General features: G+C 69.2%; 22 protein-coding genes and 1 pseudogene. 18 read left to right on the top strand and 5 right to left on the bottom strand.

Annotated features, from left to right (window positions below; genetic code table 11):
- Nucleotides 1-44: 44 nt before the first annotated feature.
- From iolG to betI, 3 genes are all read left to right on the top strand, one after another.
- Complete coding sequence (iolG, locus tag BWR60_RS04500; RefSeq protein ID WP_088149814.1) at nucleotides 45-1,031, top strand: inositol 2-dehydrogenase; 987 nt, start codon at nucleotides 45-47, stop codon at nucleotides 1,029-1,031.
- Nucleotides 1,032-1,404: 373 nt separating this feature from the next.
- Entirely contained in the window at nucleotides 1,405-1,965 is a 561-nt protein-coding gene (locus BWR60_RS04495) for a cold-shock protein (protein WP_343216358.1), read from the top strand.
- A gap of 75 nt (nucleotides 1,966-2,040) precedes the next feature.
- On the top strand, nucleotides 2,041-2,703 hold the full coding sequence (betI, locus tag BWR60_RS04490; protein WP_230982946.1) for a transcriptional regulator BetI: 663 nt from the start codon (nucleotides 2,041-2,043) through the stop codon (nucleotides 2,701-2,703).
- Here betI and BWR60_RS04485 read toward each other — a convergent pair.
- Nucleotides 2,700-3,554: a LysR family transcriptional regulator gene (locus tag BWR60_RS04485; protein WP_179221629.1), complete on the bottom strand. Its 855-nt coding sequence runs from the start codon at nucleotides 3,552-3,554 to the stop codon at nucleotides 2,700-2,702. The genes betI and BWR60_RS04485 overlap by 4 nt on opposite strands.
- Before the next feature lie 106 nt (nucleotides 3,555-3,660).
- Here BWR60_RS04485 and BWR60_RS04480 point away from each other — a divergent pair, with 106 nt between their 5' ends.
- Nucleotides 3,661-4,689, top strand: a complete 1,029-nt coding sequence (locus tag BWR60_RS04480; RefSeq protein ID WP_088149811.1) for an aldo/keto reductase — start codon at nucleotides 3,661-3,663, stop codon at nucleotides 4,687-4,689.
- 113 nt (nucleotides 4,690-4,802) lie between these two features.
- On the opposite strand, the gene BWR60_RS04475 is transcribed toward BWR60_RS04480, so the two are convergent.
- Complete coding sequence (locus BWR60_RS04475; protein WP_088149869.1) at nucleotides 4,803-5,519, bottom strand: MgtC/SapB family protein; 717 nt, start codon at nucleotides 5,517-5,519, stop codon at nucleotides 4,803-4,805.
- A 158-nt stretch (nucleotides 5,520-5,677) separates the two neighbouring features.
- Here BWR60_RS04475 and BWR60_RS04470 point away from each other — a divergent pair, with 158 nt between their 5' ends.
- The 14 genes and pseudogenes from BWR60_RS04470 (at nucleotide 5,678) to BWR60_RS04410 (ending at nucleotide 21,260) form a co-directional block, all read left to right on the top strand.
- Entirely contained in the window at nucleotides 5,678-6,883 is a 1,206-nt protein-coding gene (locus BWR60_RS04470) for an aromatic ring-hydroxylating oxygenase subunit alpha (RefSeq protein ID WP_088149810.1), read from the top strand.
- Between the two features lie 69 nt (nucleotides 6,884-6,952).
- Nucleotides 6,953-8,581, top strand: coding sequence for a phytoene desaturase family protein (locus BWR60_RS04465; protein ID WP_088149809.1), 1,629 nt, complete (start codon nucleotides 6,953-6,955; stop codon nucleotides 8,579-8,581).
- A 34-nt stretch (nucleotides 8,582-8,615) separates the two neighbouring features.
- Nucleotides 8,616-9,656 (top strand): succinylglutamate desuccinylase/aspartoacylase domain-containing protein, encoded by a 1,041-nt coding sequence (locus tag BWR60_RS04460; protein ID WP_088149808.1) that lies wholly within the window; start codon nucleotides 8,616-8,618, stop codon nucleotides 9,654-9,656.
- 41 nt (nucleotides 9,657-9,697) lie between these two features.
- Complete coding sequence (locus BWR60_RS04455; RefSeq protein WP_088149807.1) at nucleotides 9,698-10,471, top strand: ABC transporter substrate-binding protein; 774 nt, start codon at nucleotides 9,698-9,700, stop codon at nucleotides 10,469-10,471.
- A gap of 10 nt (nucleotides 10,472-10,481) precedes the next feature.
- Nucleotides 10,482-11,195: an ABC transporter permease gene (locus BWR60_RS04450; protein ID WP_088149806.1), complete on the top strand. Its 714-nt coding sequence runs from the start codon at nucleotides 10,482-10,484 to the stop codon at nucleotides 11,193-11,195.
- 3 nt (nucleotides 11,196-11,198) lie between these two features.
- Nucleotides 11,199-11,945, top strand: coding sequence for an ABC transporter permease (locus tag BWR60_RS04445; RefSeq protein ID WP_088149805.1), 747 nt, complete (start codon nucleotides 11,199-11,201; stop codon nucleotides 11,943-11,945).
- Nucleotides 11,946-12,034: 89 nt separating this feature from the next.
- Nucleotides 12,035-12,868, top strand: coding sequence for a transporter substrate-binding domain-containing protein (locus tag BWR60_RS04440; RefSeq protein ID WP_088149804.1), 834 nt, complete (start codon nucleotides 12,035-12,037; stop codon nucleotides 12,866-12,868).
- Between the two features lie 15 nt (nucleotides 12,869-12,883).
- On the top strand, nucleotides 12,884-13,873 hold the full coding sequence (locus BWR60_RS04435; protein WP_179221628.1) for an amino acid ABC transporter permease: 990 nt from the start codon (nucleotides 12,884-12,886) through the stop codon (nucleotides 13,871-13,873).
- A gap of 175 nt (nucleotides 13,874-14,048) precedes the next feature.
- A complete protein-coding gene (locus BWR60_RS04430; RefSeq protein ID WP_088149803.1) occupies nucleotides 14,049-15,350 on the top strand; it encodes an ABC transporter substrate-binding protein in 1,302 nt (433 codons plus the stop codon).
- 15 nt (nucleotides 15,351-15,365) lie between these two features.
- Nucleotides 15,366-16,661: an ABC transporter substrate-binding protein gene (locus BWR60_RS04425; RefSeq protein ID WP_088149802.1), complete on the top strand. Its 1,296-nt coding sequence runs from the start codon at nucleotides 15,366-15,368 to the stop codon at nucleotides 16,659-16,661.
- A gap of 33 nt (nucleotides 16,662-16,694) precedes the next feature.
- Nucleotides 16,695-17,336, top strand: coding sequence for a ThuA domain-containing protein (locus BWR60_RS04420; RefSeq protein ID WP_088149801.1), 642 nt, complete (start codon nucleotides 16,695-16,697; stop codon nucleotides 17,334-17,336).
- A complete protein-coding gene (locus tag BWR60_RS04415; RefSeq protein WP_088149800.1) occupies nucleotides 17,333-19,231 on the top strand; it encodes a DUF2264 domain-containing protein in 1,899 nt (632 codons plus the stop codon). Before BWR60_RS04420 ends, BWR60_RS04415 begins: the two co-directional genes overlap by 4 nt.
- A 184-nt stretch (nucleotides 19,232-19,415) precedes the next feature.
- Nucleotides 19,416-19,520, top strand: a pseudogene (locus BWR60_RS38930) (hypothetical protein); the annotation flags it as partial.
- Between the two features lie 87 nt (nucleotides 19,521-19,607).
- Nucleotides 19,608-21,260 carry a calcium-binding protein gene (locus BWR60_RS04410; protein WP_230982945.1) on the top strand — a complete coding sequence of 551 codons (1,653 nt, stop codon included), beginning with the start codon at nucleotides 19,608-19,610 and terminating at the stop codon, nucleotides 21,258-21,260.
- A gap of 29 nt (nucleotides 21,261-21,289) precedes the next feature.
- On the opposite strand, the gene mdoH is transcribed toward BWR60_RS04410, so the two are convergent.
- Genes mdoH through BWR60_RS04395 form a run of 3 tightly spaced genes read right to left on the bottom strand, consistent with a single transcriptional unit; the run spans nucleotide 21,290 to nucleotide 25,459 of the window.
- Nucleotides 21,290-23,371 (bottom strand): glucans biosynthesis glucosyltransferase MdoH, encoded by a 2,082-nt coding sequence (gene mdoH / locus BWR60_RS04405; protein WP_088149798.1) that lies wholly within the window; start codon nucleotides 23,369-23,371, stop codon nucleotides 21,290-21,292.
- 22 nt (nucleotides 23,372-23,393) lie between these two features.
- Complete coding sequence (locus BWR60_RS04400; protein WP_034832650.1) at nucleotides 23,394-23,882, bottom strand: hypothetical protein; 489 nt, start codon at nucleotides 23,880-23,882, stop codon at nucleotides 23,394-23,396.
- 20 nt (nucleotides 23,883-23,902) lie between these two features.
- A complete protein-coding gene (locus BWR60_RS04395; protein WP_230982944.1) occupies nucleotides 23,903-25,459 on the bottom strand; it encodes a glucan biosynthesis protein in 1,557 nt (518 codons plus the stop codon).
- Nucleotides 25,460-25,728: the final 269 nt, after the last annotated feature.

Raw genomic sequence — 25,728 nt, 5'->3', positions numbered from 1 at the left:
GCCGCCGGGACGATGATCCGGCGCGTCGCGAGGGAGAGGAATCCATGCTCAAGATCTGCCAGTTCGGTGCCGGACGGATCGGGAAGATCCATGCCGACAACATCGCCCGGAACCCGCGCACCCAGCTGGTGGCGGTGGTCGACGTCCACCACGAGGCGGCCGAGGCGCTGGCCAAGCAGCACGGCGCCGTGGTCGGCGACGGCCTGGCGGCACTGGACGGCGCCGATGCGGTGGTGATCGCCAGTTCGACCGACACCCATGCCGACCTGATCGAGGCCGCGGCCAAGGCCGGTAAGGCGATCTTCTGCGAGAAGCCGATCGACCTCGACAGCGCCCGGGTCGAGGGCTGCCTCGACATCGTCGCCCAGGCCGGCGTGCCGCTGGCGCTGGGCTTCAACCGCCGGTTCGACCCGAGCTTCGAGGCGGTCCATGCCGGCATCGCCGAGGGCCGCATCGGCAAGGTCGAGCTGGTGGCCATCACCAGCCGCGACCCGGGCCCGCCGCCGGCCAGCTACATCCGCGTCTCCGGCGGGCTGTTCCGGGACATGATGATCCACGACTTCGACATCGCCCGCTGGCTGCTGGACGAGGAGCCGGTGGAGATCTACGCCACTGCCAGCAACCTGGTGGACCCGGCGATCGGCGCCGAGGGCGACGTCGACACTGCGGTGGTGACGCTGAAGACCGCGGGCGGCTCTATCGCCCAGATCTCGAACAGCCGCCGCGCCGTCTACGGTTACGACCAGCGGGTCGAGGCCTTCGGGTCGCTCGGCATGCTGCGGGCTGAGAATCGCGCCGCGACCACGGTGGAATATGCCGGTGCCGACGGGGTGGTGCGCGACAAGCCGCTGCATTTCTTCCTGGAACGCTACGCCGAAGCCTATCGGCGCGAGCTCGACGACTTCATCGACGCGGTGCTGGAGGGGCGGGCGCCCCGGGCCGGGGGAGAGGACGGGAAGCGGGCGCTGCTGCTCGCCGACGCGGCCTGGGAATCGGCCAAGACCGGCGCTCCGGTGCGGCTGTCACGCTGAGTCAGCCTCGATTTGTCGTGCGAAAGATTCTCTCCGATGTCGGCGGAACGCCTATGGTCAAGGCGCGCGGCCTGAGGTTATAGTCCACGCGGGTGTCTTCTGTAGGCTCGGCTGAGGGGTATGGAGACGATCGTCGCCCGCGCGTGGCCAACCACACGCGGGCTGGTTGTCTCAGGTAACGAATGGTCGTCTCGACAAAAACGTTCAGACCGTCCAGCACCGGCTTGTCGTCGGTTGCGAGCGGACAGATTCTGGTTTCCGCTCGCGGAAGCCGCACCCTTGGTCCTGGTGCAGCACTTTCTCTTGGAGTTTCAGTTCAATGATGAACCGACGTCATCCGCCGCGCGTCGGAGGCGGCGAATATCGCCGTGACGTGACGGCAGTGGTCAAGTGGTTCAACCCGACGAAGGGCTTCGGCTTCGTCCAGGTGACGGACGGTTCGCCGGATGCGTTCCTGCACGCCTCGGTCGTGGAACAGTCCGGCCATCGCGAGATGTATGAGGGCACGAAGATCGTCTGCGACATCGCGGAAGGTCAGAAGGGCCCGCAGGTCGCGGTGATCCATCGCATCGAGGAGCTCGGCGCCCCGCCGGCCGGCGGTGGCGCCGGCGCTGGTGGCGGCTTCCGCCCGAGCCGCTTCGGTGACGGCGGTGGCCGTGGTGGCTTCGGCGGCGGTGATCGTGGCGGCTTCGGCGGCGGCGATCGCGGCGGCTTCAGCGGCCCGGCCACCGAGGTCGAGGGCACGGTGAAGTTCTTCAACGCGGAGAAGGGCTTCGGCTTCGTCACCCCGGACGACGGCGGCAAGGACGTCTATGTCGCCTCGCGCGCGCTGCAGAAGGCCGGCCTGCCGAGCCTGAACAGCGAGCAGCGGGTGCGCCTGACGGTCCGCATGGGCCAGAAGGGCCCGATGGCGGAAGCCGTCCAGCTCCTGTGACGACGGACGCGGCCCGGGGGAAACCCCGGGCCGTTGCCTTTCTTGGCTGAGCCCCGCTCCGGCCCATCCGATCGCGTGCCCCCAAGCCAAGAGATTGGCGATAAACCAGGGCCCCGCGCGAAGTTCACGCGCGAATTGCCGGCGGTCAGACGCCGGGCGCTGATCGAAGCCACGGCCCGTTGCCTGGCCGAACGCGGCCACGCGGCCACATCGGTGCGTGAGGTCTGCGCGCGTGCTGGCGTGTCCCTCGGGCTGGTGCGCCATTATTTCGGCGGCATCGACACCCTGATCGCCGAGACCTACCGATCTATCGGCAGCCATGTGGCCGAGACGCTGGCCGCAGCGCTGGACGCGGCCGACACGACGCCGGAGGCGCGGTTGCGCGCCTTCATCGATGCCAGCTTCCGGCCGCCGGTGCTGGATCCTGACCTGCTGTCGATCTGGCTGTCCTTCTGGGCGCTGGTGCGCCGCGACGAGGCGATCCGCCGGATCCACCGCGACGTCTACGCCGCCTATCGCCGCCGGCTGGAGGGGCTGATCGCCGAGGCCGCCGCCGCCCGGTCGCGCCGCATCGACACGGCGCTGGCGGCGCTGGCCTTCACCGCCATGCTCGACGGGCTGTGGCTCGAGCTCTGCCTCGACCCCTCCGTGTTCACGCCGGACGACGCCGTGCGCATCGCCAATGGCTGGGTCGACGGTTTGCTCTCCGGCAACGCCATGGGGCTGGCGGACACTTAGCTCTCGCCTCGCAGCAGCGCCCGGCTGTCCCGCATCAGCCGGACGATGCGCTCGATCACCGCGCGCACCGCGGGGTGGCGGCGCTCGTCCTGGTGCAGCACCAGCCATTGCTGGTGGCGCAGCGCCTCGACCTCCTCCAGCCGCTCGATCTCCGGCTCGGTGTCGCCGACGAAGCAGGGCAGCACCGCCCGGCCGACGCCGCGGCGCAGCAGGTCCAGGATCAGCCGCGGGTCGTTGCCGCGGACCACGGTGGCGGCGGCATGCCGCTCCGCCACCCAGCGCGCCGAGGGGGTGACGGCGCCATCGCCGGTGACGCCGATCCAGCGCTCCTCCAGCCCGCCGCCGCGCCGGCCATAGACGGCGAAGGCGACGTCGCCGGTGCGCCGCCCGGCCAGCCACGGCTCTTCCGGCCGGCGGTTGCGCACGCCGATATCGGCTTGGCCGCGGGCGATGTCGAGCCGGGCATTGGCGGCGACGAAATCGATGGTCCAGGCCTCGCCGGGCGACCATAGCGCGTCGATGTGCCGGGCCAGGAACCAGGAGGTCCAGGTGCCGGCCGAGATCCGCACGGTGCGGCGCGGCGACAGCCCGTCGCGCCAGCGCTCGATGCCGGTGGCGGCGGCCTCCATCTCTTCCGCCTGGGCCAGGAACTGGCGCCCCGGCTCGGTCAGGCGGTAGCCCAGCCGTTCGCGGATGAACAGGCGCTGGTCCAGGCTGTGCTCCAGCGCCGTCATCCGCCGCCCCAGCGTGGCCGGGCTGGAGCCTGCCTGGCGGGCCGCGCCGCTCAGCCCCTCGCCGCGGGCCACGGCCAGGAACAGGCGGATGTCCTCCCAGTCGATCGCGCTTTTCATTCCTGAAAGGCTCATTGCAGCCCTGGTTGTTCCAGGTGCGGAGCATAGCCGATAGCCTGCCCTTGATTGATCGATATTCTTTTCGATCTTGAAAAGGGAGAGCGCCATGACCGACCGCACCGCGCCGCATCCGGTGATCCGCCTGTGGGACGGGCGGGAGGTGTCTCGCCTCGGTCTCGGCTGCTGGGCGATCGGCGGGCCGTTCTTCGCCGGCGACACGCCGCTGGGCTACGGCACGGTCGACGATGCGGAATCGATCGCGGCGATCCGCTGTGCCGTCGACCTCGGCATCCGGTTCTTCGACACCGCCGACGTCTATGGCGCCGGCCATTCCGAGGAAGTGCTGGGCCGGGCCCTCGAAGGCCATGACGATGTCGTGATCGCGACCAAGCTGGGCAACCGCTTCGATCCCGCGACGAAGCAGTACATTGGCAGCATCGAGGAGGGCGATCTGCGCCAGGAGGTGCTGGCCGCGGTCGACGCCTCGCGCCGCCGGCTGCGGCGCGACCGGCTGGACCTGGTGCAGCTGCATCTGAACACGCTGGCGATCGACCGGGCCGGCGAAGTGTTCGATGCACTGGACGGGCTCCGCGCCGACGGTACCGTCGGCGCCTATGGCTGGAGCACCGATTATCCGGAGCGGGCGGCGGCCCATGCCGGGCGCGACGGCTTCGTCGCCGTGCAGCATGGCATGAACCTGTTCTTCGGCGCGCCGAGCCTGTCCGCCGTGGCCGAGCGGCACGGGCTGATCTTGATCAACCGCTCGCCGCTGGCGATGGGGCTCTTGACCGGCAAGTTCGCGGCCGGGCAGGCGCTGCCGGCGGGCGACGTCCGATCGAACACCTTCGGCTGGATGGACTATTTCAAGGACGGAAGGGTGGTGCCGGACTTCGCCGAGCGGCTGGAGCGGATCCGGCACCTGCTCACGACGGATGGCCGGACCCTGGCGCAGGGCGCGCTGGCCTGGCTCTGGGCCAGGTCGCCGCGCACCCTGCCGATCCCCGGCTTCCGGTCGGTGGCGCAGGTGCGGGAGAATGTCGGCGCGCTGGAGAAGGGCCCGCTGCCGGCCGAGGCGATGGCCGAGATCGAGCGCCTGATCGACCGCCCGCCGGAGGGCGCCGCCCGGGAGCGGTGAAGGGGGAACCCTACACCACGTCATTGCGAGGAGGCGAAGCCGACGAAGCAATCCAGGGCCGGTGCGTGCGGCCCTGGATTGCTTCGCTGCGCTCGCAATGACGATGGGTAGCGTTAATCCTTCGTGCTGGCCTCCCAACTCGCATGGCTGACACCGGGCTGCTTGCCGAGCCGGGCGACCAGGGCCTCCAACTCCTTCGGGTCGACCGCGGTCGAGACCAGGGTGGCGACGATCTCGACCGATTCTTCGCCGCGCTCGATCACCTCGTCGTCGCTGGCCGGGTAGCGCGCCGCCTGCAACTGGTCCAGCAGCCGCTCGCGCACGGCCGGCATGGCGGCCGGGGTGGTGGTCACCCGCACCTCATAGGTCGCCTCCGACGCCTGCTCATTGAACGGGATGCGGTTGATGGCGTTGACCAGCGGGCGCAGCAGCGTGTTGCCGGCGATGACGAAGACGGTCAGCAGCGTCGCCTCGGCCACCATGTCGACGCCGGCGCAGGCGCCGACGGCGGCGGAGCACCACAGCGTCGCCGCGGTGTTCAGGCCGCGGACATTCATCCCCTCCTTCATGATCACGCCGGCGCCGAGGAAGCCGATGCCGGAGACGACATAGGAGATCACGCGCACCGCCTCGGCGCTGCCGGCGATGCGGGCGGCCAGGTCGACGAAGGCGGCGGCGCCGACCGCGACCAGGACGCAGGTCCTGAGGCCCGCGGTGCGCTGGCGGTACTGCCGTTCGGCGCCGATCAGCGTGCCCAGCACGAAGGCCGCCGTCAGGCTGACCACCGTGTCGAGGAAGGGGTAGAGGTCGAAGGTCTCGATGAAGCGCATCGCCGGCTCCATCTCCGGATGTTGCGTCGCGCCGCCGCTATGGCCCGCCCCGGCTGCGGCGGCAACGAAAATTGATCGCGAGGATGATTGACCGCCTCTCGGAGACTGTTATACGGTCGTATAACAAGGCGGCCTGAAGGCCGCGGGAGGCCAGCCACATGATCGAACCGATGCACCGCCGCGCCGAGGCGGGCCTGCCGGATGACGATGTCAGCCTGCCGGCCTGGCTGTATCGCGATCCGGAATTCTTCGCGGTCGAGCAGGAGGCGGTGTTCCGCACCTCCTGGCAGGTGGTCTGCCACCTGAACGACATCCCGCAGGCGGGCGACTTCCACACCTTCGAGTTCCTGGGCGAGAACGTGGTGGTGCTGCGCGGCCGCGACGGCCAGGTGCGCGCCTTCCACAATGTCTGCCGGCACCGCGCCGCGCGGCTGCTCGACGGGCCGAAGGGCCAGTGCGGCAGCCGCATCGTCTGCCCCTACCACGCCTGGACCTACGAGCATGACGGCCGGCTGATCGGCATGCCGCAGCGCTCCAGCTACGGCGATTTCGACTTCGGCACCCATGGGCTGGTGCCGGTCGAGCATGAGGTGTTCTGCGGCTTCATCTTCATCCGCCTCGCCCCCGGCACGCCGAGCGTGGCCGAGATGATGGGCGGCTATGCCGAGGAGATGCAGGCCTACCGGATCGAGGAGATGGTGCCGCTGGGCCGGGTGACGATGCGGCCGCGCGCGGTCAACTGGAAGAACGTCGCCGACAACTACTCCGACGGGCTGCACATCACCGTCGCCCATCCCGGGCTGACCCGGCTGTTCGGCCGCGGCTACGGCGTCGAGGCCCGGCCCTGGGTCGACAAGATGTGGGGCCAGCTGCAGGAGCGGCCGTCAGCCGTGCTGTCCGAGCGCGCCTACCAGCACTTCCTGCCGGAGGTGCCGCATCTGCCGCCGGAGCGGCAGCGGCTGTGGACCTATTTCAAGCTCTGGCCCAACATCGCCTTCGACATCTATCCGGACCAGATCGACTTCATGCAGTTCATCCCGGTCTCGCCGACCGAGACGATGATCCGTGAGATCGCCTATGTCCATCCGGACCACCGGCCCGAGATGAAGGCGGCGCGCTACCTGAACTGGCGGATCAACCGCCGCGTCAGCATCGAGGACAAGACGCTGATCGACCGGGTGCAGGCCGGCATGGGCTCCTCCAGCTACACCGTCGGGCCGCTGGGCACGACCGAGGTCTGCCTGCGCAGCTTCGCCCGGGCGATGCGCCGGCTGATCCCCGAGAGCCGGCTGCACCGGCCGCCGCCGGCGGGCTGGAGCCTGCGGCGCGAGGCCTCGCAGGCGCCCGCCTTCGCGGCGGAATAGACTTCAAGCTCCCCTGCCGCGACACCGCGGCAGGGGCAAACAGACAGGGGCAGGGCCGGGCGGATCTTCATGGCGAACACACAGGTCTTCGACGTCGCGATCATCGGCGGGGGCCATAACGGCCTGGTCTGCGCCGCCTATCTGGCGGCCGCCGGGCTGAAGGTGACGGTGCTGGAGCGACGCCACGTCGTCGGCGGCGCCGCGGTGACCGAGGAATTCCATCCCGGCTTCCGCAACTCCGTCGCCTCCTACACCGTCAGCCTGCTGAACCCCAAGGTGATCCGCGACCTCGATTTGCCGGGCCACGGGCTGAAAGTGGTGGAGCGGCGGCTGTCCAACTTCCTGCCGGTCGACGACCACCGCTACCTGCTGTCCGGCCCGGGCCGCACCAAGGCGGAGATCGCCCGCTTCTCGGCTCGCGACGCCGAGCGCTACGATTCCTATGGCGACCGGCTGGACGTCATCGCCGACGTGCTGCGCGACATCGTGCTGCGCACCCCGCCGAATGTCGCCTCCGGCGGCTGGTCCGGCGCGCTGCCGGAGCTGATCAAGGCCGGGTCGCTCGGCAACCGGCTGCGCAAGCTCGACATGGTGATGCGGCGCGACCTGCTGGACCTGTTCACCAAATCGGCGACCGATATCCTGGAGGGCTGGTTCGAGACGCCGGTGGTGCAGGCCCTGTTCGGCTTCGACAGCATCGTCGGCAACTATGCCAGCCCCAGCCATGCCGGCACCGGCTACGTCCTTCTGCACCACGTCTTCGGCGAGGTGAACGGCAAGAAGGGCGTGTGGGGCCATGCCATCGGCGGCATGGGCGCGATCACCCAGGCGATGGCGAAGTCGGCGGCGTCGCGCGGCGCGGTGATCCGCACCGACGCCGGGGTGCGCGAAGTGATCGTCGAGGGTGGGCGCGCCGTCGGCGTGGTGACCGAGGCTGGCGACATCGTCCGCGCCGGCTGCATCGTCTCCAACCTCAACCCCAAGCTGCTCTACGGCAAGCTGGTCGACCCGGCGGCGCTGCCGCAGGATTTCCGCGAGCGCATGGACCGGTTCAAATGCGGCTCCGCCACCTTCCGCATGAATGTGGCGCTGTCGGAGCTGCCGGACTTCACCTGCCTGCCGGGCAAGCAGCTGGCCGACCACCACACCAGCGGCATCATCTTCGGCCCCAGCCTGGACTACATGGACAAGGCCTATCTCGACGCCAGGGCCGGCGGCTGGTCGAAGACGCCGATTGTCGAGATGCTGATCCCGTCGACGCTCGACGACTCGCTGGCACCGCCGGGCCAGCACGTCGCCAGCCTGTTCTGCCAGCATTTCGACCCGAAGCTGCCGGACGGCGCCAGCTGGGACGACCATCGCGAGACGGCGGCCGACCTGATCATCGACACGGTCAATGCCTGGGCGCCGAACTTCAAGGCCTCGGTGCTGGGCCGCCAGATCAACAGCCCGCGGGATCTCGAGCGCACCTTCGGGCTGATCGGCGGCGACATCTTCCACGGCGCGCTGTCGCTGGACCAGATCTTCTCGGCCCGGCCGGTGCTGGGCCATGGCGACTACCGGGCGCCGGTGCCGGGCCTCTACATGTGCGGGTCGGGCACCCACCCGGGCGGCGGCGTCACCGGGGCGCCGGGCCACAATGCGGCGCGCGAGATCCTGGCGGATTTCAAGCGACGCCGCCTGAAGCGCGCGGCATGATCGTGCTCCCATCCGCAGGCGGAGCAGGGCAAGAATGGATCGTTCCTGGGAACTGATTCCCGGCGACATGCCGGGTCTCGAATGGCGGATTCCGGTGCTGCGCTTCCGCGGCCGTGGCGGCGGACCCTCCGCCTATCTCCAGGCCGCGCTCCACGCCGAGGAACTGCCCGGCGTCATCGCCCTCGACGCGCTCTGCGCCAGGCTGCGCCGGGCCGAGGCGGCGGGCGACATCCGCGGCGACATCACCATCGTGCCCTGGGCCAACCCGATCGGGCAGCAGCAATGGCTGCATGGCAGCGGCCAGGGGCGGTACGAGTTCGACAGCCGGGTCAACTTCAATCGCGGCTTCCCGCAGCTGGAACGGCCCGACCCGTCGCTGCTGCCGGGCGACGACGCCGTGCAGACCGCGGCCCAGCGGCTGAAGGCCCGGCTGCTGCGCCTGGCGCTGCCGTCGGAGATCGTGCTCGACCTGCATTGCGACGATGAATCGCCGCTGTACCTCTACATCCCCGCGGCGCTGTGGCCGGCGATGACCGACCTCGCCACGGCGATGCGGGCCGACACCGTGCTGTTGTGGGACGGCGATGGCGGCGGCGCCTTCGACAGCGCCTGCCTGGAGCCCTGGCTGCGCATCGGCGAGCTGGCCGGGCGCGCCGTGTCGACGGTCGAGCTGCGCGGCATGGCCGATGTCGATGCCGGCCTGGCCGACAGCGACGCCGACGGGCTGTTCCGCTTCCTGGCCGGCCGCGGCGTGGTCGCCGGCGATGCCGGGCCGCGGGCCGGTTGGTCCGGCCCGGCCGTGCCGCTCGACTGGGTCGAGATGATCAAGGCGCCGGCGGGCGGCGCCATCTCCTTCGCCCGCAAACCGGGCGACCGGGTCGAGGCCGGCGACCTGCTGGCGACGATCCTGGTCCGGCCGGGGGAGGAGGGCGGCGGGGTGCCGGTCCTGGCGCCGCAGGCCGGCGTGGTGATGACCCGCCGCGCCCATCGCCGCACCCGCCCGGGCGACGACCTGATGAAGCTGGTCTGCCGGTCGCCCAGCGCGACCGCCAGGCCCGGGCCCCTCGAACCCTGAGGGGCCGTTACCGTCGAACGAAGAAACAGGGAGCGCAGACCATGAACCGACCGATCCTTGCCGCCTGCCTGGCGATCGCCGCCCTGGCCGGCCTCGCCGCCCCCGCCCCGGCGCAGGATGTGGTGCGCATCGGCACCACGCCGGAATCCTACCCGCCCTTCACCTGGGTCGACGCCCAGGGCAAGCTGAACGGCTTCGAGATCGAGATCGCCGACGCCCTCTGCGCCCAGATGCAGGTCAAGTGCGAATGGGTGCTGCAGAGCTGGGACGGCATCATCCCGGCGCTGCAGGAGAAGAAGTTCGACGCCATCATCGCCTCGATGGGCATCACCGCGGAGCGTAAGCAGGTCGTCGACTTCAGCGAGAAGTACTACGATTCGCCGGCGATCTTCATCGGCCCGAAGAGCGAGACGATCGACATCTCGCCGGAGGGGCTGGAAGGCAAGACCGTCGGCGTCCAGGTCTCGACCATCCACGCCAACTACATCGAAGCGAAGTACAAGGGCATCGTCACGATCAAGACCTATGACACGCAGGAGAACGCCAATCTCGACCTGATCGCCGGGCGCGTCGACCTGCTGCTGGCGGATTCCGTGGCGCTGACCGACGGCTTCCTGAAATCGCCCGAGGGCGCGGATTTCGAGGTCAAGGGCCAGCCGATCCGCGACCCGCTGCTGGGCGACGGGTCCGGCATCGCGGTGCGCAAGGGCGACCCGCTGGCGGCGAAGTTCTCCGAGGCGATCAAGGCGATCCGCGCCAACGGCGTCTACAAGAAGATCAACGACAAGTATTTCAGCTTCGACATCTACGGCTGAGGCCGCGGGGATGGACGACCTCGCCGCCCTGCTGGGCTTCGGGGAGAAGGGGTGGGGCGCGCAGCTCCTGGCCGGGGCGGTGGTGACGGTCGAGATCGCCATCGCCTCCTACCTGGTCGGGCTTCTGCTCAGTCTGCTCGGGGCCTGGGCCAAGCTGGCCGGGCCCCGGCCGCTCCGCGCGCTCGGCAATGCCTACACCACCATCATCCGCGGCGTGCCGGACATCCTGATCATCCTCTTGGTCTATTACGGCGGCAGCGGTGCCCTGCGCGCCCTGATCGGACTGGTGGTGCCGGGAGTGACGGTCGAGATCGACGCCTTCGCCGCGGCCGTCGCCTCGCTCGGCTTCGTCTCCGGCGCCTATGCCACCGAGGTGTTCCGCGGCGCCATCCTGGCGGTGCCGTCCGGGCAGGTCGAGGCGGCCAAATCCCTCGCTTTGCCGCCGCGGGTGATGTTCTTCCGCGTGGTGCTGCCCCAGGCGATGCGCTTCGCCCTGCCGGCGCTGGGCAATCTCTGGGTCGTGGTGCTGAAGGACAGCGCGCTGATCAGCGTGGTCGGCATCCGCGACCTGCTGGGCAGCGCCGCCACCGCCGCCGCCACGACGCGCATGCCCTTCACCTTCTACGCCGTGGTGGCCGTGATCTTCCTGCTGATGACCATAGCCTCGGTCGGGCTGTTCCAGCTGGCCGAGCGCGCCTATGGCCGCGGCTTCCAGGGGCGCTGAGCGATGGATCTCGACTTCGTCCAGCGCATCGTCGGCAACCTGCTGAACGGCGTCGTCGTCACCATCATCCTGGTGGCGGCGTCGATGGTCTGCGGCAACGCGATGGCGGTGCCGGTGGCGCTGGCCCGGGTGTCGCGGCGCTGGTGGCTGAAGGCGCCGGCCTTCCTGTTCATCCTGTGCATCCGCGGCACACCGCTGATCGTGCAGATGTTCATGATCTACTACGGCCTGGCGCAGTTCCCGGCGGTGCGGCACAGCGTGCTGTGGCCGATCCTGCGCGAGCCGATGTGGTGCGCGGTGATCTCGCTCAGCATCAGCACCGCCGCCTATTCCGGCGAGGTGCTGCGCGGCGCCATCCAGGCGGTGCCGCGAGGGGAGGTCGAGGCCGCGCGCTCGGTCGGCATGCGTCGCGGCCTGATGATGCGCCGGATCGTGCTGCCGATCGCCCTGCGCCAGAGCCTGCCGGTCTTCGCCAACGAGACGGTGCTGCTGCTCAAGGCCAGCGCCATCGTCTTCACCATCACCGTGCGCGACCTGATGGGCGAGGCCAACATCATCCGGGCGCAGACCTTCCGCACCTATGAGCCGCTGATCACCGCGGCGGTGATGTATCTGGTGCTGACCTGGCTGATCGTCCGCGGCTTCGCCTGGCTCGAGGCGCGGCTCGGCACCCACCGGCGGGCGGTGTCCGCCGCGGCGCCCGGGCGCCTTGCGCCCGCCCCGGCGACCGTGCCGCTCGACGCTCGCTGATCCCTGTACGGCGCGGCGGCCCGGGATTAGGCTGCCCATGGGCGGACGTCCGGAAGAGGCGCCGCCCCCGCGCCACAGGGAGACCGAACATGCGTCTGCGCAGCATCGTCCTGGCCGTCGCCGCCATGGGCGTCCTGTCCTCCAGCCCGGCCTTCGCCGGCGCCGTACTGGACCGGATCATGCAGAACAAGAAGATGGTGATGTCGACGGATCCGGAGTACCCGCCGCAATCCTCGCTCAACGCCAGCAACAAGTTCGAAGGCTTCGACATCGATGTCGGCACCGAGATCGCCAAGCGCCTCGGCGTCTCGATCGAATTCGTCACCCCGGGGTGGGAGACCATCGTGTCCGGCAAATGGGCTGGGCGCTGGGACGTCTCGGTCGGGTCGATGACGCCGACCAAGGCGCGGGCCGAGGTGCTCGACTTCCCGGCGATCTACTACTACACGCCGGCCGCGCTGGCGGTGAACTCGGCCAACACCACGATCAAGACGCCGGCCGACGCCTCGGGCAAGAAGATCGGCGTGGGCGCCGCCACGACCTATGAGAACTACCTGCGCGGCGACCTGGTGATCGACGCCACCGGCGCCCCGAAATTCCAGTTCGTGGTCAAGGACGCCAAGATCCAGTCCTATGACACCGATGTGCCGGCGCTGGACGACTTGCGGCTGGGCGACGGCACCCGGCTCGACGCGGCGATGACGGCGCTGCCGACGATCCAGGGCGCGATCAAGAACGGCTACCCGATCAAGGTGGTGGGCGAGCCGCTGTACTATGAGCCGCTGGCGGTGGCGATCGAGAAGGGCGATCCGGAGCTGCACGCCAAGATCGCCGAGATCGTCAAGGCGATGCAGGATGACGGCACGCTCGGCAAGCTGTCGGAGAAATGGTACGGGGTCGACCTGACCAAGCCCGCGGCCTAGCCCTCGGCTAGCGGGGTGCTTCGCCTGTTCGAGGCCCTGGCGCGGCCGCTACTGCTGCGCGGGCTTTTGTTCCTGCTCTCCGCCGCCGTGCTGGCCGGCTTCGACTATTCGGGGCTGGTCGCGCGGCTGGGGGCGGTGGTGCCGGCCCTGGCCCTGCCGGCCGGCCAGGCGGCGGGGCCCTGGCTGGTCATTGCCCTCCTGGCCGCGCTGGTGGTGCTGAACTTCTGGCTCTTGTCCCACCTGCCGTTCCGGGCCCAGGTGACGGTGATCTGGGTCGAGCTGCTGGGCCTGTTCGCCGCCTTCTGCTGGAGCTTCAGCCTCAGCTATTCCTTCATGCTCGACCGGGCGCCGATCCTGCTCGGCTTCGAGCTGCGCGACGGCTTCATCCAGGGTGCGGCGCTGACGCTGTTCATCTGCGCCGTCTCGATCGCCATCTCGACCGTCATCGCCCTGGCCGCGGCCCTGGCCCGGCTGTCGGACAGCGGCCCGGCCTTCGGCGTCGCCACCTTCTACACCTCCTTCTTCCGCGGCACGCCGCTCCTGCTGCAGACCATGCTGATCTATCTCGGCCTGCCGCAGCTCGGCCTGGTGATCGACGCCATCCCGGCCGGCATCATCGCCCTGTCGCTGTGCTACGGCGCCTACATGGCCGAGATCTTCCGCGCCGGCATCCTGGCGGTGCCGCGCGGCCAGACCGAGGCGGCGCTGTCGCTGGGGCTGAAGCCGGCCGAGGTGACCTGGCTGGTGGTGTTGCCGCAGGCGATGCGGCTGATCATCCCGCCCACCGGCAACCAGTTCATCGCCATGCTCAAGGACTCGTCCCTGGTCTCGGTGATGGGGGTGTGGGAGATCATGTTCCTGGCCCGCACCCATGGCCGGGCCGAGTTCAAATACATGGAGATGCTGATCGTCGCCGCGCTGATCTACTGGGCGATGTCGGCCGTGTTCGAGCTGGTCCAGGCGCGGATCGAGAAGCGCTTCGGCAAGGGCGTCTCGGCCCGCTGAGTCGGGCCGGCATTTGCCATACAAGTTATATCCAATTGGTTACATCCGGTCGCGCCACGAGGCGGCGCTTGGCTCAGCCATTCCTGATTTGACTTCCCGCGCTGCCGCTCAATAATAAGTAACCAAACGGTTATAACGTGGCGGCCGAACGCCGCTGTGCCAGGGGAGGCAAACAATGAAGGCTTTCAACCGCCGTTCGTTCCTGCAGGGATCGCTTCTCGCCGGGGCCGCCGCAGGGGCGACGCTGTCCTTCGGCGCCGGCCGGGCCATGGCCGCGGAGACGCGGCTGCGCATGACCTGGTGGGGATCGCAGGAGCGCGCCAAGCGCACCCAGGGCGTGGCCGATCTCTACAAGCAGAAGGCCCCCGACGTCGCCATCGTCGGCGAGCCGCTCGCCGGCGATGCCTATTGGACCAAGCTGTCGACGCAGATGGCGGGGCGCAACGTCTCCGACATCTTCCAGCTCGAGCCCAGCACCGTTTCCGACTACTCGAAGCGCGGCGCCTGCATGGCGCTGGACCCGTTCATCCCCAAGCCGCTCGACGTCGAGGCCTTCGGCGCCAAGATGCTCGACCTGTGCCGGGTCGACGGCAAGATCTACGGCGTCGGGCTGGGGCTGAACTCCTTCTCGATGTTCTACGACACCACGGTCTTCGCCAAGGCCGGCATCCCGGTGCCGACGCCGGACACGACCTGGACCCAGTTCGCCGAGCTGGCGGCCGAGCTGACCAAGGCGGCCGGCAAGGACCAGCTCTGGGGCGCGCCCTACGGCGCCCGCTACGCCTATGTGCTCGACGTCTGGCTGCGCCAGCGCGGCAAGACCCTGTTCTCGCCGGAAGGGTCGATCGGCTTCGGCGTCGAGGACGCCAAGGAGTGGTACGCCTATTGGGAGGACCTGCGGGCGAAGAACATCTGCACCTCGGCCGACCTGCAGACCCAGGACCAGAACACCATCGAGACCAACCCGCTGACCCGCGGCAACTCGGTGATGGGCTTCACCTATTCCAACCAGCTGATCGGCTACCAGGCGATGATGCCGAACAAGCTGGGCATCACCATGGTGCCCCAGGCCGGCGGCGGCGCCCCGTCCGGCCATTACTACCGGCCGGCGCTGATCTGGAGCATTGGCGCCACCTCGAAGAACGGCGAGGCCGCGGCGGCCTTCATCAACTTCTTCGTCAACGACGTCGAGGCCGGGAAGATCCTGGGTGTCGAGCGCGGCGTGCCGATGTCGCCCAAGGTGCGTGATGCGATCCTGCCGCTCCTGAACGAGACCGAGCGGGCCACGGTCGACTACGTCAACCTGCTGGCCGACAAGGTCAGCGCCTATCCGCCGCCGGCGCCGGTCGGGTCGCAGCAATTCGACCGCGATGTCGTGCGCAAGGTGGCGGACCAGCTGGCCTTCGGCCAGCTGTCGGTCGCCGATGCGGCGCAGCAGCTGGTGGAGCAGGGGACGGCGACGCTGCGACCGAAGTAACCGGAGGGGGAGCGCATGACCGATCGGATCCGTCTGAACCGTCGATCGCTGTTGCACGGCTCGCTGGCCGCGACCGCGGCCTTCACCTTCGGCCCGGGGATCGCCCGGGCCGAAGGGACCCGGCTGCGCCTGGCCTGGTGGGGGTCACAGGACCGCACCAGGCGCACCCAGGCGGTGATCGACCTGTACCAGCAGAAGGCGCCGGGGGTCAGCATCGTCGGCGAGGCGATCAGTGGCAGCGCCTACTGGACCAAGCTGTCGACCCAGATGGCCGGCCGCAACATCTCCGACGTCTACCAGCTCGAGCCGCGCACCATCTCCGATTATTCCGGCCGCGGCGCCTGCATGGCGCTGGACCCGTTCCTGTCGCAGACGCTGAAGGTCGACGACTTCGACCCCGGAACCGTCGATCTGTGCCGGATCGGCGGCAAGGTCTGGGGCATCGCCCTCGGACTGAACTCCTTCTCGCTGTTCTATGACACCACGGTCTTCGCCAAGGCCGGCCTGCCGCCGCCGACGGCGGAGACGACGTGGGCGCAATATGCCGACCTGTCGGTGGAGCTGACCAAGGCCCTGAGCCGCGACCATTTCTGGGGCTCCTCCTACGGTGCCCGCTATTCCTATGTGCTCGACGTCTGGCTGCGCCAGCGCGGCAAGACCCTGTACTCCGAGGACGGGCAGCTCGGCTTCGGCGTCGAGGACGCCCAGGAGTGGTATGCCTATTGGGAGGATCTGCGGGTGCGCGGCGGCTGTGTCGGCGGCGACATCCAGACCCAGGATCAGAGCATCATCGAGACCAACCCGCTCAGCCGTGGCTACTCGGCGATGGGCTTCACCTATTCCAACCAGCTGGTCGGCTACCAGGCGATGATGCCGAACAAGCTCGGCATCACCATGGTGCCCCAGGCCGGCGGCGGCGGCCCGTCCGGCCATTACTACCGGCCGGCGCTGATCTGGAGCATCGGCTCGACCTCGAAGAACGGCGAGGCGGCAGCCGCCTTCATCGACTTCTTCGTCAACGACCTGGAGGCCGGCAAGATCCTCGGCGTCGAGCGCGGGGTGCCGCCGTCGCGCAAGGTGCGGGAGGCGATCCTGCCGACGCTGAACGAGACCGAGCGCGCCTCGGTCGAGTACGTCAATGCGCTGGCGGGCAAGGTCGGGGCCTACCAGGCGCCGCCGCCGATCGGGTCGCAGGAGTTCGGCGACCATCTCGGCATCACCACCGATCAGCTCGCCTTCGGCCAGCTGTCGATCGACGACGCGGCGAAGCAGCTGGTGGAGCAGGGCAACGTCCTGATGCGCCGGCGGTGATGGCCGCCGGTTCCGGAGCTTGAGAGGATGCCGATGAAACGCGCCATGATCGTCTGGGGCGGCTGGGAGGGGCATGAGCCCGAGCCCGGAGCCGCCTATGTCGCCGCGATGCTGCGGGACGAGGGCTTCGAGGTCCGGGTCGAGGGCGACATCAATGCCTTCGCCGACCCGGCGGTGCGCGAGATGGACCTGATCGTGCCGTGCATCACCCGCGCCGCCATCGCCAAGGAGCCGCTGGACAACCTGCTCGCGGCCGTCCAGGGCGGCACGGGGATCGCCGGCTACCATGGCGGCCTGGCCGGGTCGTTCCGCGAGGCTGTGGGCTTCCACTTCATGGCCGGCTGCCAGTGGGTTGCACATCCCGGCAACATCATCCCGTTCCGGGTCAACGTCACCCGGCCGGACGACCCGATCATGGACGGCATCGGCGACTTCGACTACCGGTCGGAGCAGTATTACCTGCATGTCGACCCGATCGTGGAGGTGCTGGCCACCACCACCTTCTCCGGCGAGCACGCCGCCTGGATCGACGGCGTCACCATGCCGGTCGTGTACAAGAAGCGCTACGGCGCCGGGCGGGTGTTCTACACCGCGCTGGGCCATGTGGTGCGTGAGTTCGAACACCCGCAGATGCGCGAGATCTTGCGCCGCGGCCTGCTCTGGGCATCCCGATGACCGATACGACCGCCGACCGCATCCGCGCCAATCCGCTGGCCAGCCGGGCCGATGTGCAGCGCCTGCTGCGCGACCTGACGGCGCCGCTCGAATCCGGCTTCAGCGAGGGCCGGGCGCAGATCCGTCTCGGGCTGGATTCCGCCCATTTCAACCGCAAGGCCCAGTGGTTCGAGGGCTATGCCCGGCCGCTCTGGGGCCTGGCGCCGCTGCATGCCGGCGGCGGCGGCTTCGATTTCTGGGACAAGTTCCGCCAGGGCCTCGCCAGCGGCACCGACCCCGACCATCCGGAATACTGGGAGGCGGTGACCGACACCGACCAGCGCTCGGTCGAGATGGCGGCGCTGGGCTTCGCCCTGGCTCTGGCGCCGGACCGGCTGTGGGAGCCGCTGCCCGACGCGGCGAAACGCCGGACGGCCGAATGGCTGGGCGGCATCCAGTCGGTGCAGATGGCCGACAACAACTGGCACTTCTTCCCGGTGATGGCCGGGCTGGGGCTGGAGCGGGTGGGCGTCGGCATCGACACCGCCTCGCGCGACAGGCACCTGGACCGGATCGACCAGTTCATCGGCGCCGAGGGCTGGTATGGCGATGGCGAAGGCGGCTGGATCGATCACTACAACGGCTTCGCGCTGCACTTCTACGGCCTGATCTACGCCGCCCAGCGGGCCGAGCAGGACCCGGCGCGGGCGCAGGCCTACAGGGATCGTGCCACCGCCTTCGCCCAGGGCTTCCGCCACTGGTTCGGGGCCGACGGCGCGGCGCTGGCGATCGGCCGGTCGCTGACCTACCGCTTCGCCATGGCCGGGTTCTGGGGTGCGCTCGCCTATGCCGGGGTCGAGGCGCTGCCCTGGGGCCAGATCCGCGGCCTGTGGGCCCGGCAGATCCGCTGGTGGATGCAGCAGCCGATCCTCGACGCCGCCGGGCGCCTGCCGGTCGGCTATCGCTGGCCGAACTATCTGATGAGCGAGGAGTACAACTCCCCCGGCTCGCCCTATTGGGCGTTCAAGGCCTTCCTGCCGCTGGCCCTGCCGGACAGCCATCCGTTCTGGACGGCACGGGAGGAGGCTCTCGACGCGCCGGACGGCACCGCCACGCTGCGCGGCGCCTCGATGGTGGTGCGGCGCAGCGGCGGCGACGTGGTGGCGCTGCCGGCCGGCCCGGTGCGGCTGGAGATGCGCGGCTCGGTCGACAAATACGGCAAGCTCGCCTACTCGTCGCGCTTCGGCCTGGCGGTGGAGGGCGACCGCTGGCTGGGGCACGGCTTCTGCGGCGACAACATCCTGGCGGTCAGCCGCGACGGGCAGGAGTTCCGGGCCCGCGGCGCGCTCACCGCCTCCCGGGTCGGGGAGGGCTGGATCGAGACCGTCTGGCAGCCGCTGGCCGGGGTGAAGGTGACGACGCTGCAGGGCTTCGCCGGCGACTGGGAGCTGCGGCTGCATCGCGTCGCCACCGACGCGCCGCTGGCGGTGATCGAATCCGGCCATGCCGTGCCGGCGCACAGCCGCACGCGCGGCAAGCTGAAGCAGGCCTTCGACACGCGGGAGCCGGGGCCGCAGGGCCTGACCATCGCGGTCGCCGACGGCCACGGCTCCAGCCTGGCCGATCTCGGCGGGCTGCGCCGGGTGATCGAGGCGGATGTGGCGCCGAACACCCATCTGGTGTTCCCGCAGGCCTCGGTGCCGGCCCTGGTCGGCCGCATCGGCGCCGGCGAGACGCTGCTGGTCACCCTGGCGCGGCCGTCGCTGGGTCTCGATCAGTCCGCGCTGGCCGCATCGCTGCCCGCGATCGACGACCTGCGCGCGATCGCCGAGGCCGCCGGCTGGAACACCGCCTTCCTGGAATGGGTGTCGGTGCCCCGCAGCCTGGAGACGCGCAGCCGCCCGGTCGCGGAATAGGCCTGATACGTCACGGGTAGCGGGGCCCGTCACCGCCGGATGCGGCGTTCGATGGGCTCCGCTCCCGCAGCGACACACTCGCGCCCAGATTTGCCGGTATGGAGACCGTCGCGTAGTCCGGTGCCCTCGCCGCGGCGCGAGGGACTGCCGAGCCGCCTTCAATCGATGGCGGGGGGAGGAAGCGATGACGGACTATATCGGCGACCAGACCGACAACACCATCATCGGCAGCGGCGCCGACGACAGGATCATCGGTCGTGGCGGAAACGACACCCTCACGGGCGGTGCCGGCAGGGATGTCTTCGTCTATGACGGGCGGCTGTTCGGCAGGGACAACATCACCGACTTCAACCCCGACGGCGTCGACAGGATCGACGTGTCGGGCCTTCGCATCGGCGATTTCGAGAGCCTGCGGCCTTTCATCAAGCAGGCCGGCAGCGACGTCGTGATCTCGTTTGTCATCAGCGATGTCCCCGAGACCATCGTAATCAAGTCCATCGCCATCGGCAGCCTGGACGCGGGCGACTTCATCTTCGACAGCTCCACCGCGCCTCGGATCATCGAAGGCTCCGCGGCCTGGTATGACGAGCTCACGGGGATCTCCTACCCGGGCAATGACGTCCTGATCGGCGGCAACGGCGATGACACCATCTTCGGATACAGCGGCATTGACCGCCTCGTCGGTGGCGCGGGCAACGACAGGCTGGTCGGTGGTTTTGAGGATGATACTCTCACCGGGGGCGCCGGCGGGGACGCGTTCGTCTATGACGACCGTTGGATCACCGGCCATGACAGGATCACGGACTTCAATTCCGGCGAGGGTGACCGGATCGACCTGTCGGGCCTCCATGTCGGCGATTTCGAGAGCCTGAAGCCCTTCCTGGCGCAGGTGGGCGGCGACGTGGTGATCACGCTGGGCCTGAGCCCCTTTCCTGCGGAGAGCCTGAGCGTCCGGCTGGTCAACGTCACCATCGGCAGCCTGGACGGCGGCGATTTCATCTTCGACACCTCGCGCGTGCCGCTCACCATCCATGGCTCCACCGACAAGATCGACCTTCTGTTCGGGGGTGCCGCCGACGACAAGATCTACGGGCATGGAGGAGGCGATGTCCTCACCGGCGGCGCTGGCGACGACCTTCTTGCCGGCGGCGTCGAGGCGGATCGGTTCTTCGGCGGCATCGGTACCGACACCGTCAGCTATTTCGATAGCCTCACACCTGTCACCGTGGATCTCGCGGCCGGCATCGGCACCCGCAACGCGGCGGAGGGCGATCGCTTCAGCGGTGTCGAGAACGTCCATGGCGGCCAGGGCGGGGACTGGCTGGCCGGTGATGCCGGGGCCAACATCCTGGCCGGCGATCAGGGCAGCGACGTTCTGATCGGCGGGGCCGGCAATGACGTGCTCCGCGGCGGCGCCGGGGCCGATCACCTGATCGGTGGCGTCGGTGTCGACACAGCCAGCTACTTCGGCTCGACGGTCGGCGTCACCGTCGATGTGCGGAACCACTTCGGAAGGGGAGGTGAGGCCGATGGCGATAGCCTGGACGGCATCGAGAATGTCCATGGCAGCATCCGGGGCGACAGGCTGACCGGCGATGACGGCGTCAACCTCCTGGCCGGTTTTGAAGGCGCCGATGTGCTGGCCGGCGGAGGCGGAAACGACACGCTTCGCGGTGGCACCGGCGCCGACACCCTGGCCGGCGGCGACGGTGCGGATCGCTTCGTCATCGACACCATTGCAGACAGCCCGGTCGGCACCGGTGCCGACGTGATCTTCGACCTGAATGGTGGCCAGGGCGACCGTATCGATCTGTCCCTGATCGATGCCGATCGCGGTACGGCAGGCAACCAGGCCTTTACCTTCATCGGCGGCGGTCTCTATTCCCGCCATGCTGGCGAGTTGCGGTTCGCCTACACCAGCGCCCAGACGACGACCATCGCCGGCGATATCGACGGCGATGGCGTCTCCGACTTCCACATCAAGCTGAACGGCCGAATCCCGGTCGTCGCCGCGGACTTCGTGCTGTGAGGATAGGATAGGGCGGCCGCCCGCGGCGCTCAGCCCCTCGGTGCGGCCTGCAGGCGGCCGCCGGCCAGGGCGGTCAGGTGCAGCTCGCTCAGGGAACGCGGGTCGAACAGCAGCGCCATCTTCTCGTCGCGGCTGAGGGCGCCGGTGTTGAGCGTGCCCGGGCCGCCGGCGGTCAGCTTGCGCCGTGCCGCCTCGACCACCTTCGGGTCCTCGCGCCCGGCCTCGGGCGACCCGGTCAGCAGCGTCATGTGGATGGCGTTGGCCAGCGGGTCACGGATCACAGTGGCCAGGCCGTCCTCGATCGGCTTGGTGGAGGCAGCCAACTGCTCGCCCAGGGCCGTGGCCTCGATCACGATTTGCGGCTTCTGCCGCTCCTCCGGCGTCACCAGCAGGCCGAGCCTACGGGCCCAGACGCCGGTGGAGTGGCGCGAGGTGATCACCGACAGCGGGATCGACAGCAGCAGGCCGATCACCAGCGGCGACAGCCAGGCCAGCATCGAGGGCGAGATCCACAGCGCCACCACGCCCAGCACGGCGCCGAAGATGGTGTGGCCGCGATGCATCTGCACCGCGTCGGCCCAGGTGGTGCCGCTGTCGTCGCGCGACTGGGTGCCCCAGCCGCTGTCGCGGCCCAGGAAGGCCTGCAGCACGAAGCTGGAATGGAACAGCATCATCACCGGCGCCTGGAAGATCGAGAAGAAGGTCTCGAACAGCAGGCTCAAGAGCGCCCGGAAGGCGCCACCATAGCCGGCGGCCAGGCGGCGGTCGAACAGCAGCAGGATCCAGCCGAAGATCTTCGGCGCCAGCAGCATCAGGAAGGAGATCACCAGAAGACGCACCGCCAGCGTCTGGTCCTGCACCGGCCAGACCGGGAACAGCGATTCCGCGGTCGGGAAGTAGACCGGGATCTCCAGCTTGTGCTCCAGCGCCGTCAGCATGCCGATGCAGATGAAGATCAGCCACAGCGGCGAAGAGACGTAGCTCATCACCCCCATCGCCATGTGCTGGCGCGAGAGGGGGTGCAGGCCGCGCGCCACCAGGACGCGCAGATGCTGCATGTTGCCCTGGCACCAGCGCCGGTCGCGCTTGGCGTGGTCGATCATCGTCGGCGGGCATTCCTCGTAGCTGCCGCCCAGCTCCGGCACCAGCCAGGCGGTCCAGCCGTTGCGCCGGATCAGCGCCGCCTCGACGAAGTCATGCGACAGGATGTGGCCGCCGAAGGGCGGCCGCCCGGACAGGATCGGCAGGCCGCAGCTCTCGATGAAGGCGCGGGTGCGGATGATGGCGTTGTGGCCCCAGTAATTGCCGTCGCCGAGCTGCCAGAAGGCCAGGCCGGCGCCGACGATCGGGCCGTACAGGGCGCCGGCGAATTGCTGCATCCGGGCCCACAGCGTGTTGCGGTTCACCACCAGCGGCGGCGCCTGGATGATGCCGGCGCGCGGGTTGGACTGCATCAGCCGGGCCATGGTGACCAGCGTGTCGCCGGCCATCAGGCTGTCGGCGTCCAGCACCACCATGAAGTCGTAGCGGGCGCCCCAGCGGGTGCAGAAATCGGCGATGTTGCCGGCCTTCTTGGCGACGTTGTGCCGGCGCTTGCGGTAGAAGATGCGGCCGCTGCCCTCGGTGCGGCGGCACAGCGCGCTCCAGCCGATCTCCTCCGCCACCCAGACGTCCGGATTGGTGCTGTCGCTCAGGATGAAGATGTCGAAGGCGCCGAGATGGCCGGTCCGCGCCAGGCTGTCATGGATCGCCTGGAGGTTGGCGGTGATGCCGGTCGTGTCCTCGTTGTAGACCGGCATCAGCACCGCGGTGCGGCTCTTCAGCGGCGCCACCGCCTCGGCCCCCTGCGGCCAGACCAGGCCGGGCTGGCCCCAGCGCAGCAACAGGGTCAGGAAACCGGGCAGGGCGGTCCAGAAGGACAGCGCGATCCAGGAGAAGTTGATGGCGAACATCACCACCAGGGCCAGCTCCAGCCCGGTGACGCCGCCGACCGACAGGAACCGGTAGAGGGCGAAGGCGGCGGCCAGGGTCGATAGCCCTGTCGCGCCGAACACAGCGAGGCGGCGCCAGCGAGCCGCGGAGGCGTAGGACGCCGCTTCGAGTCCGGTCATCGGCTAGGAAATCGCCTTTCCGTCAGGCCGGGCGCCGCTCGGCTGCCTCGGGCGACCACCATCCGAAGATGCGCTTCAAGGGCTCGCCGGCCCAGACCGGGTCGAGCGGCTGGTCCAGCATCGGCGTCGGCTTGGCGCGCGGCACCGGCACCGGCGACACGCGGCGCAGCGCCTGCTCCATCGCCTGGGGCAGCGGGTCCTCGGACAGGAAGTGCTCGGGCCAGCGGCGGGCGGCGTCGGTCAGCAGATAGGCGGCCCGGCCGATGGTCAGCACGGCATCGTCGTCGCGCTCGCTGCGGTTCAGCACCACGGCGAACCAGTCGGCGGTGCGGCGGCGGGCGTGATCCAGCAGGGACTGGGCGGGCATCGACGCTGGGTCGACGTCGCAGAACGCCGTCTCGATCGCGCCCGAGAGCGCGGCCGGCTCAGTGAATCCCAGGCCCTGGAAGAAGGCGATGACGTTGTCAGGCATGTTGATGTTGACCGGGGTTTGCAGCCCGACCTGGGACATGGGATGATTCCGATGCGTCGTCAAGGCGTCCATTGGAAACTCCATGTTTCGGTCAAGGCATCGCTGCCTTGCCGTAAGAAGCACCGAAGCTCGGCGGGGTCGTCGCCGGCAGGTTTCAAGTCAAAAAACGCCCGCCAGCCGCCGAGTTCCGGATTCCGCTGTGCGACGGGGGATTGGATTTCCCCGGCAGAAGCCGTGACCACGGCCTCCAATGACGCGTCCTGCGGCAAAGAGTCAAGCGCGCCGCCCCGGAAGTCGATGACGAACTTGCGGGTATCGCTGGCTTTGCTGTCGCTGCCGGAGACGCCGCCGGCGCCGGTGCGGGTCGACACCACGACGCCACGGTCGCTGTTGACCGGCGGGTTCATGCCCCAGTGCAGCCGATAGGACAGCTTCCATTCCTGGCCGGCATCGACCGGCTCCTTCGGCACCCAGAAGGCGACGATGTTGTCGTGGATCTCGCGGTCGGTCGGGATCTCGACCAGCTGCACCACGCCCGGGCCCCAGCCGCTCAGTGGCTCGACCCACAGGCTGGGCCGGCGCTCATACATCGCCTCCAGATCTTGGTAGCTGCTGTAGGAGCGCTGGCGCTGCATCAGGCCGAAGCCGCGCGGGTTCTCGTCCATGAAGGAGCTGATCAAGAGGCGCGACGGGTTGCGCAGCGGCCGCCAGATCCACTCCCCGGCGCCGCTCCACATCGACAGGCCATCGCTGTCATGCACCTCGGGCCGGAAGTCGTCGAAGGTCCGGTGGTCCTGCGGCCCGAACAGGAACATGCTGGTCAGCGGCGCGATGCCCAGCTTCTCGATCGGGTGGCGGGGGTAGAGCGTCGCCTCGATATCGACCGTGGTGATCTCGCCCGGCTTGATCAGGAAGCTGTAGGCGCCGGTGATGCCGGGGCTGTCCAGCAGGGCATAGAGGCGGATCTGCTTGGCGTCCGGCGCCGGCGTCTCGACCCAGAACTGGCGAAAGACCGGAAACTCCTCGCCGCGGGTCGATCCGGTGTCGATCGCCAGGCCGCGGGCGGAGAGGCCGTAGATGTTCTTGCGGCCGAGGCAGCGGAAATAGCTGGCGGCCAGGAAGACCGCGATCTCGTCCAGGAATTCCGGCCGATTGATCGCGTAGTGCAGCCGGAAGCCGGCGAAGCCGAGATGGTCCGACGGGGTGTCGGGGAATTTGTTGCCGCCCAGGTCGAACAGATCCTGGCGGTACAAGATCTCGCGCGCCTGGTAGCCGTCGACCTGGAAGATGTGGACCGGCTTGTCGAACAGGGAGCCGAGATGGAAGAACTGCATCTGGAACGGCAGGTTCTCCGGCTTCCACAGCGCCTGCTCCGGCAGGAAGCGGATCGCCCGATGCTGGTCGTAGGTCAGCTGCGTGATCTCGGCGGGCAGGTTCTCGTCCGGCGGCACGAAGGGCGCCTGCGACACGGTCTTGGCCCGGTCGACCAGCCAGGTCATGCTGAACGGCGTGGTCTCGCCCAGGCTTGGGGCGGCGACGGCCGGCCGCGCGGCGCCGAACAGGGACGACGCCGCCAGCGCGGTCGTTCCCATCAGGATCTGGCGTCTGCTCAGCACCACGTCACCACCACCGCACTTTTTGCACTGCAACATGACGGCACGATCGACCGTGATTGTGGCGGTTCGTGGACAAAGGCCGTCGTGCGCGGCACCGGCTGCGCCCCGCTCGGCCCAAGCCCCCACAACCCGGCGCCGGCCTTTGGCGATCCTGCCGCCGCACACCGAAGCCGTTCGATCAACGCAACCTTCGTGAATTTGTTCCGATGTTAACCTAGCGGCTCGGAGGCCGGCGCAGAAGCTGGCGGACCCAGGCGCAGCGGCAGGTG

This window comes from Inquilinus limosus (genome assembly GCF_002195995.1).
GTDB classification, from domain to species: Bacteria; Pseudomonadota; Alphaproteobacteria; order DSM-16000; family Inquilinaceae; genus Inquilinus; species Inquilinus limosus_C.
This window is presented reverse-complemented; position numbering and strand designations above follow the sequence as displayed.

What these genes read in the sequence shown, in the direction of transcription:
- BWR60_RS04415 (WP_088149800.1), top strand. Translation starts at nt 17,333, where the DNA reads ATGACCGATACGACCGCCGACCGCATCCGCGCCAATCCGCTGGCCAGC.
- BWR60_RS04420 (WP_088149801.1), top strand. Translation starts at nt 16,695, where the DNA reads ATGAAACGCGCCATGATCGTCTGGGGCGGCTGGGAGGGGCATGAGCCC.
- BWR60_RS04425 (WP_088149802.1), top strand. Translation starts at nt 15,366, where the DNA reads ATGACCGATCGGATCCGTCTGAACCGTCGATCGCTGTTGCACGGCTCG.
- BWR60_RS04455 (WP_088149807.1), top strand. Translation starts at nt 9,698, where the DNA reads ATGAACCGACCGATCCTTGCCGCCTGCCTGGCGATCGCCGCCCTGGCC.
- iolG (WP_088149814.1), top strand. Translation starts at nt 45, where the DNA reads ATGCTCAAGATCTGCCAGTTCGGTGCCGGACGGATCGGGAAGATCCAT.
- BWR60_RS04470 (WP_088149810.1), top strand. Translation starts at nt 5,678, where the DNA reads ATGATCGAACCGATGCACCGCCGCGCCGAGGCGGGCCTGCCGGATGAC.
- BWR60_RS04450 (WP_088149806.1), top strand. Translation starts at nt 10,482, where the DNA reads ATGGACGACCTCGCCGCCCTGCTGGGCTTCGGGGAGAAGGGGTGGGGC.
- BWR60_RS04440 (WP_088149804.1), top strand. Translation starts at nt 12,035, where the DNA reads ATGCGTCTGCGCAGCATCGTCCTGGCCGTCGCCGCCATGGGCGTCCTG.
- BWR60_RS04485 (WP_179221629.1), bottom strand. Translation starts at nt 3,554, where the DNA reads ATGAAAAGCGCGATCGACTGGGAGGACATCCGCCTGTTCCTGGCCGTG.
- BWR60_RS04400 (WP_034832650.1), bottom strand. Translation starts at nt 23,882, where the DNA reads ATGTCCCAGGTCGGGCTGCAAACCCCGGTCAACATCAACATGCCTGAC.
- BWR60_RS04465 (WP_088149809.1), top strand. Translation starts at nt 6,953, where the DNA reads ATGGCGAACACACAGGTCTTCGACGTCGCGATCATCGGCGGGGGCCAT.
- BWR60_RS04445 (WP_088149805.1), top strand. Translation starts at nt 11,199, where the DNA reads ATGGATCTCGACTTCGTCCAGCGCATCGTCGGCAACCTGCTGAACGGC.
- BWR60_RS04430 (WP_088149803.1), top strand. Translation starts at nt 14,049, where the DNA reads ATGAAGGCTTTCAACCGCCGTTCGTTCCTGCAGGGATCGCTTCTCGCC.
- BWR60_RS04475 (WP_088149869.1), bottom strand. Translation starts at nt 5,519, where the DNA reads ATGCGCTTCATCGAGACCTTCGACCTCTACCCCTTCCTCGACACGGTG.
- BWR60_RS04480 (WP_088149811.1), top strand. Translation starts at nt 3,661, where the DNA reads ATGACCGACCGCACCGCGCCGCATCCGGTGATCCGCCTGTGGGACGGG.
- mdoH (WP_088149798.1), bottom strand. Translation starts at nt 23,371, where the DNA reads ATGACCGGACTCGAAGCGGCGTCCTACGCCTCCGCGGCTCGCTGGCGC.
- BWR60_RS04460 (WP_088149808.1), top strand. Translation starts at nt 8,616, where the DNA reads ATGGATCGTTCCTGGGAACTGATTCCCGGCGACATGCCGGGTCTCGAA.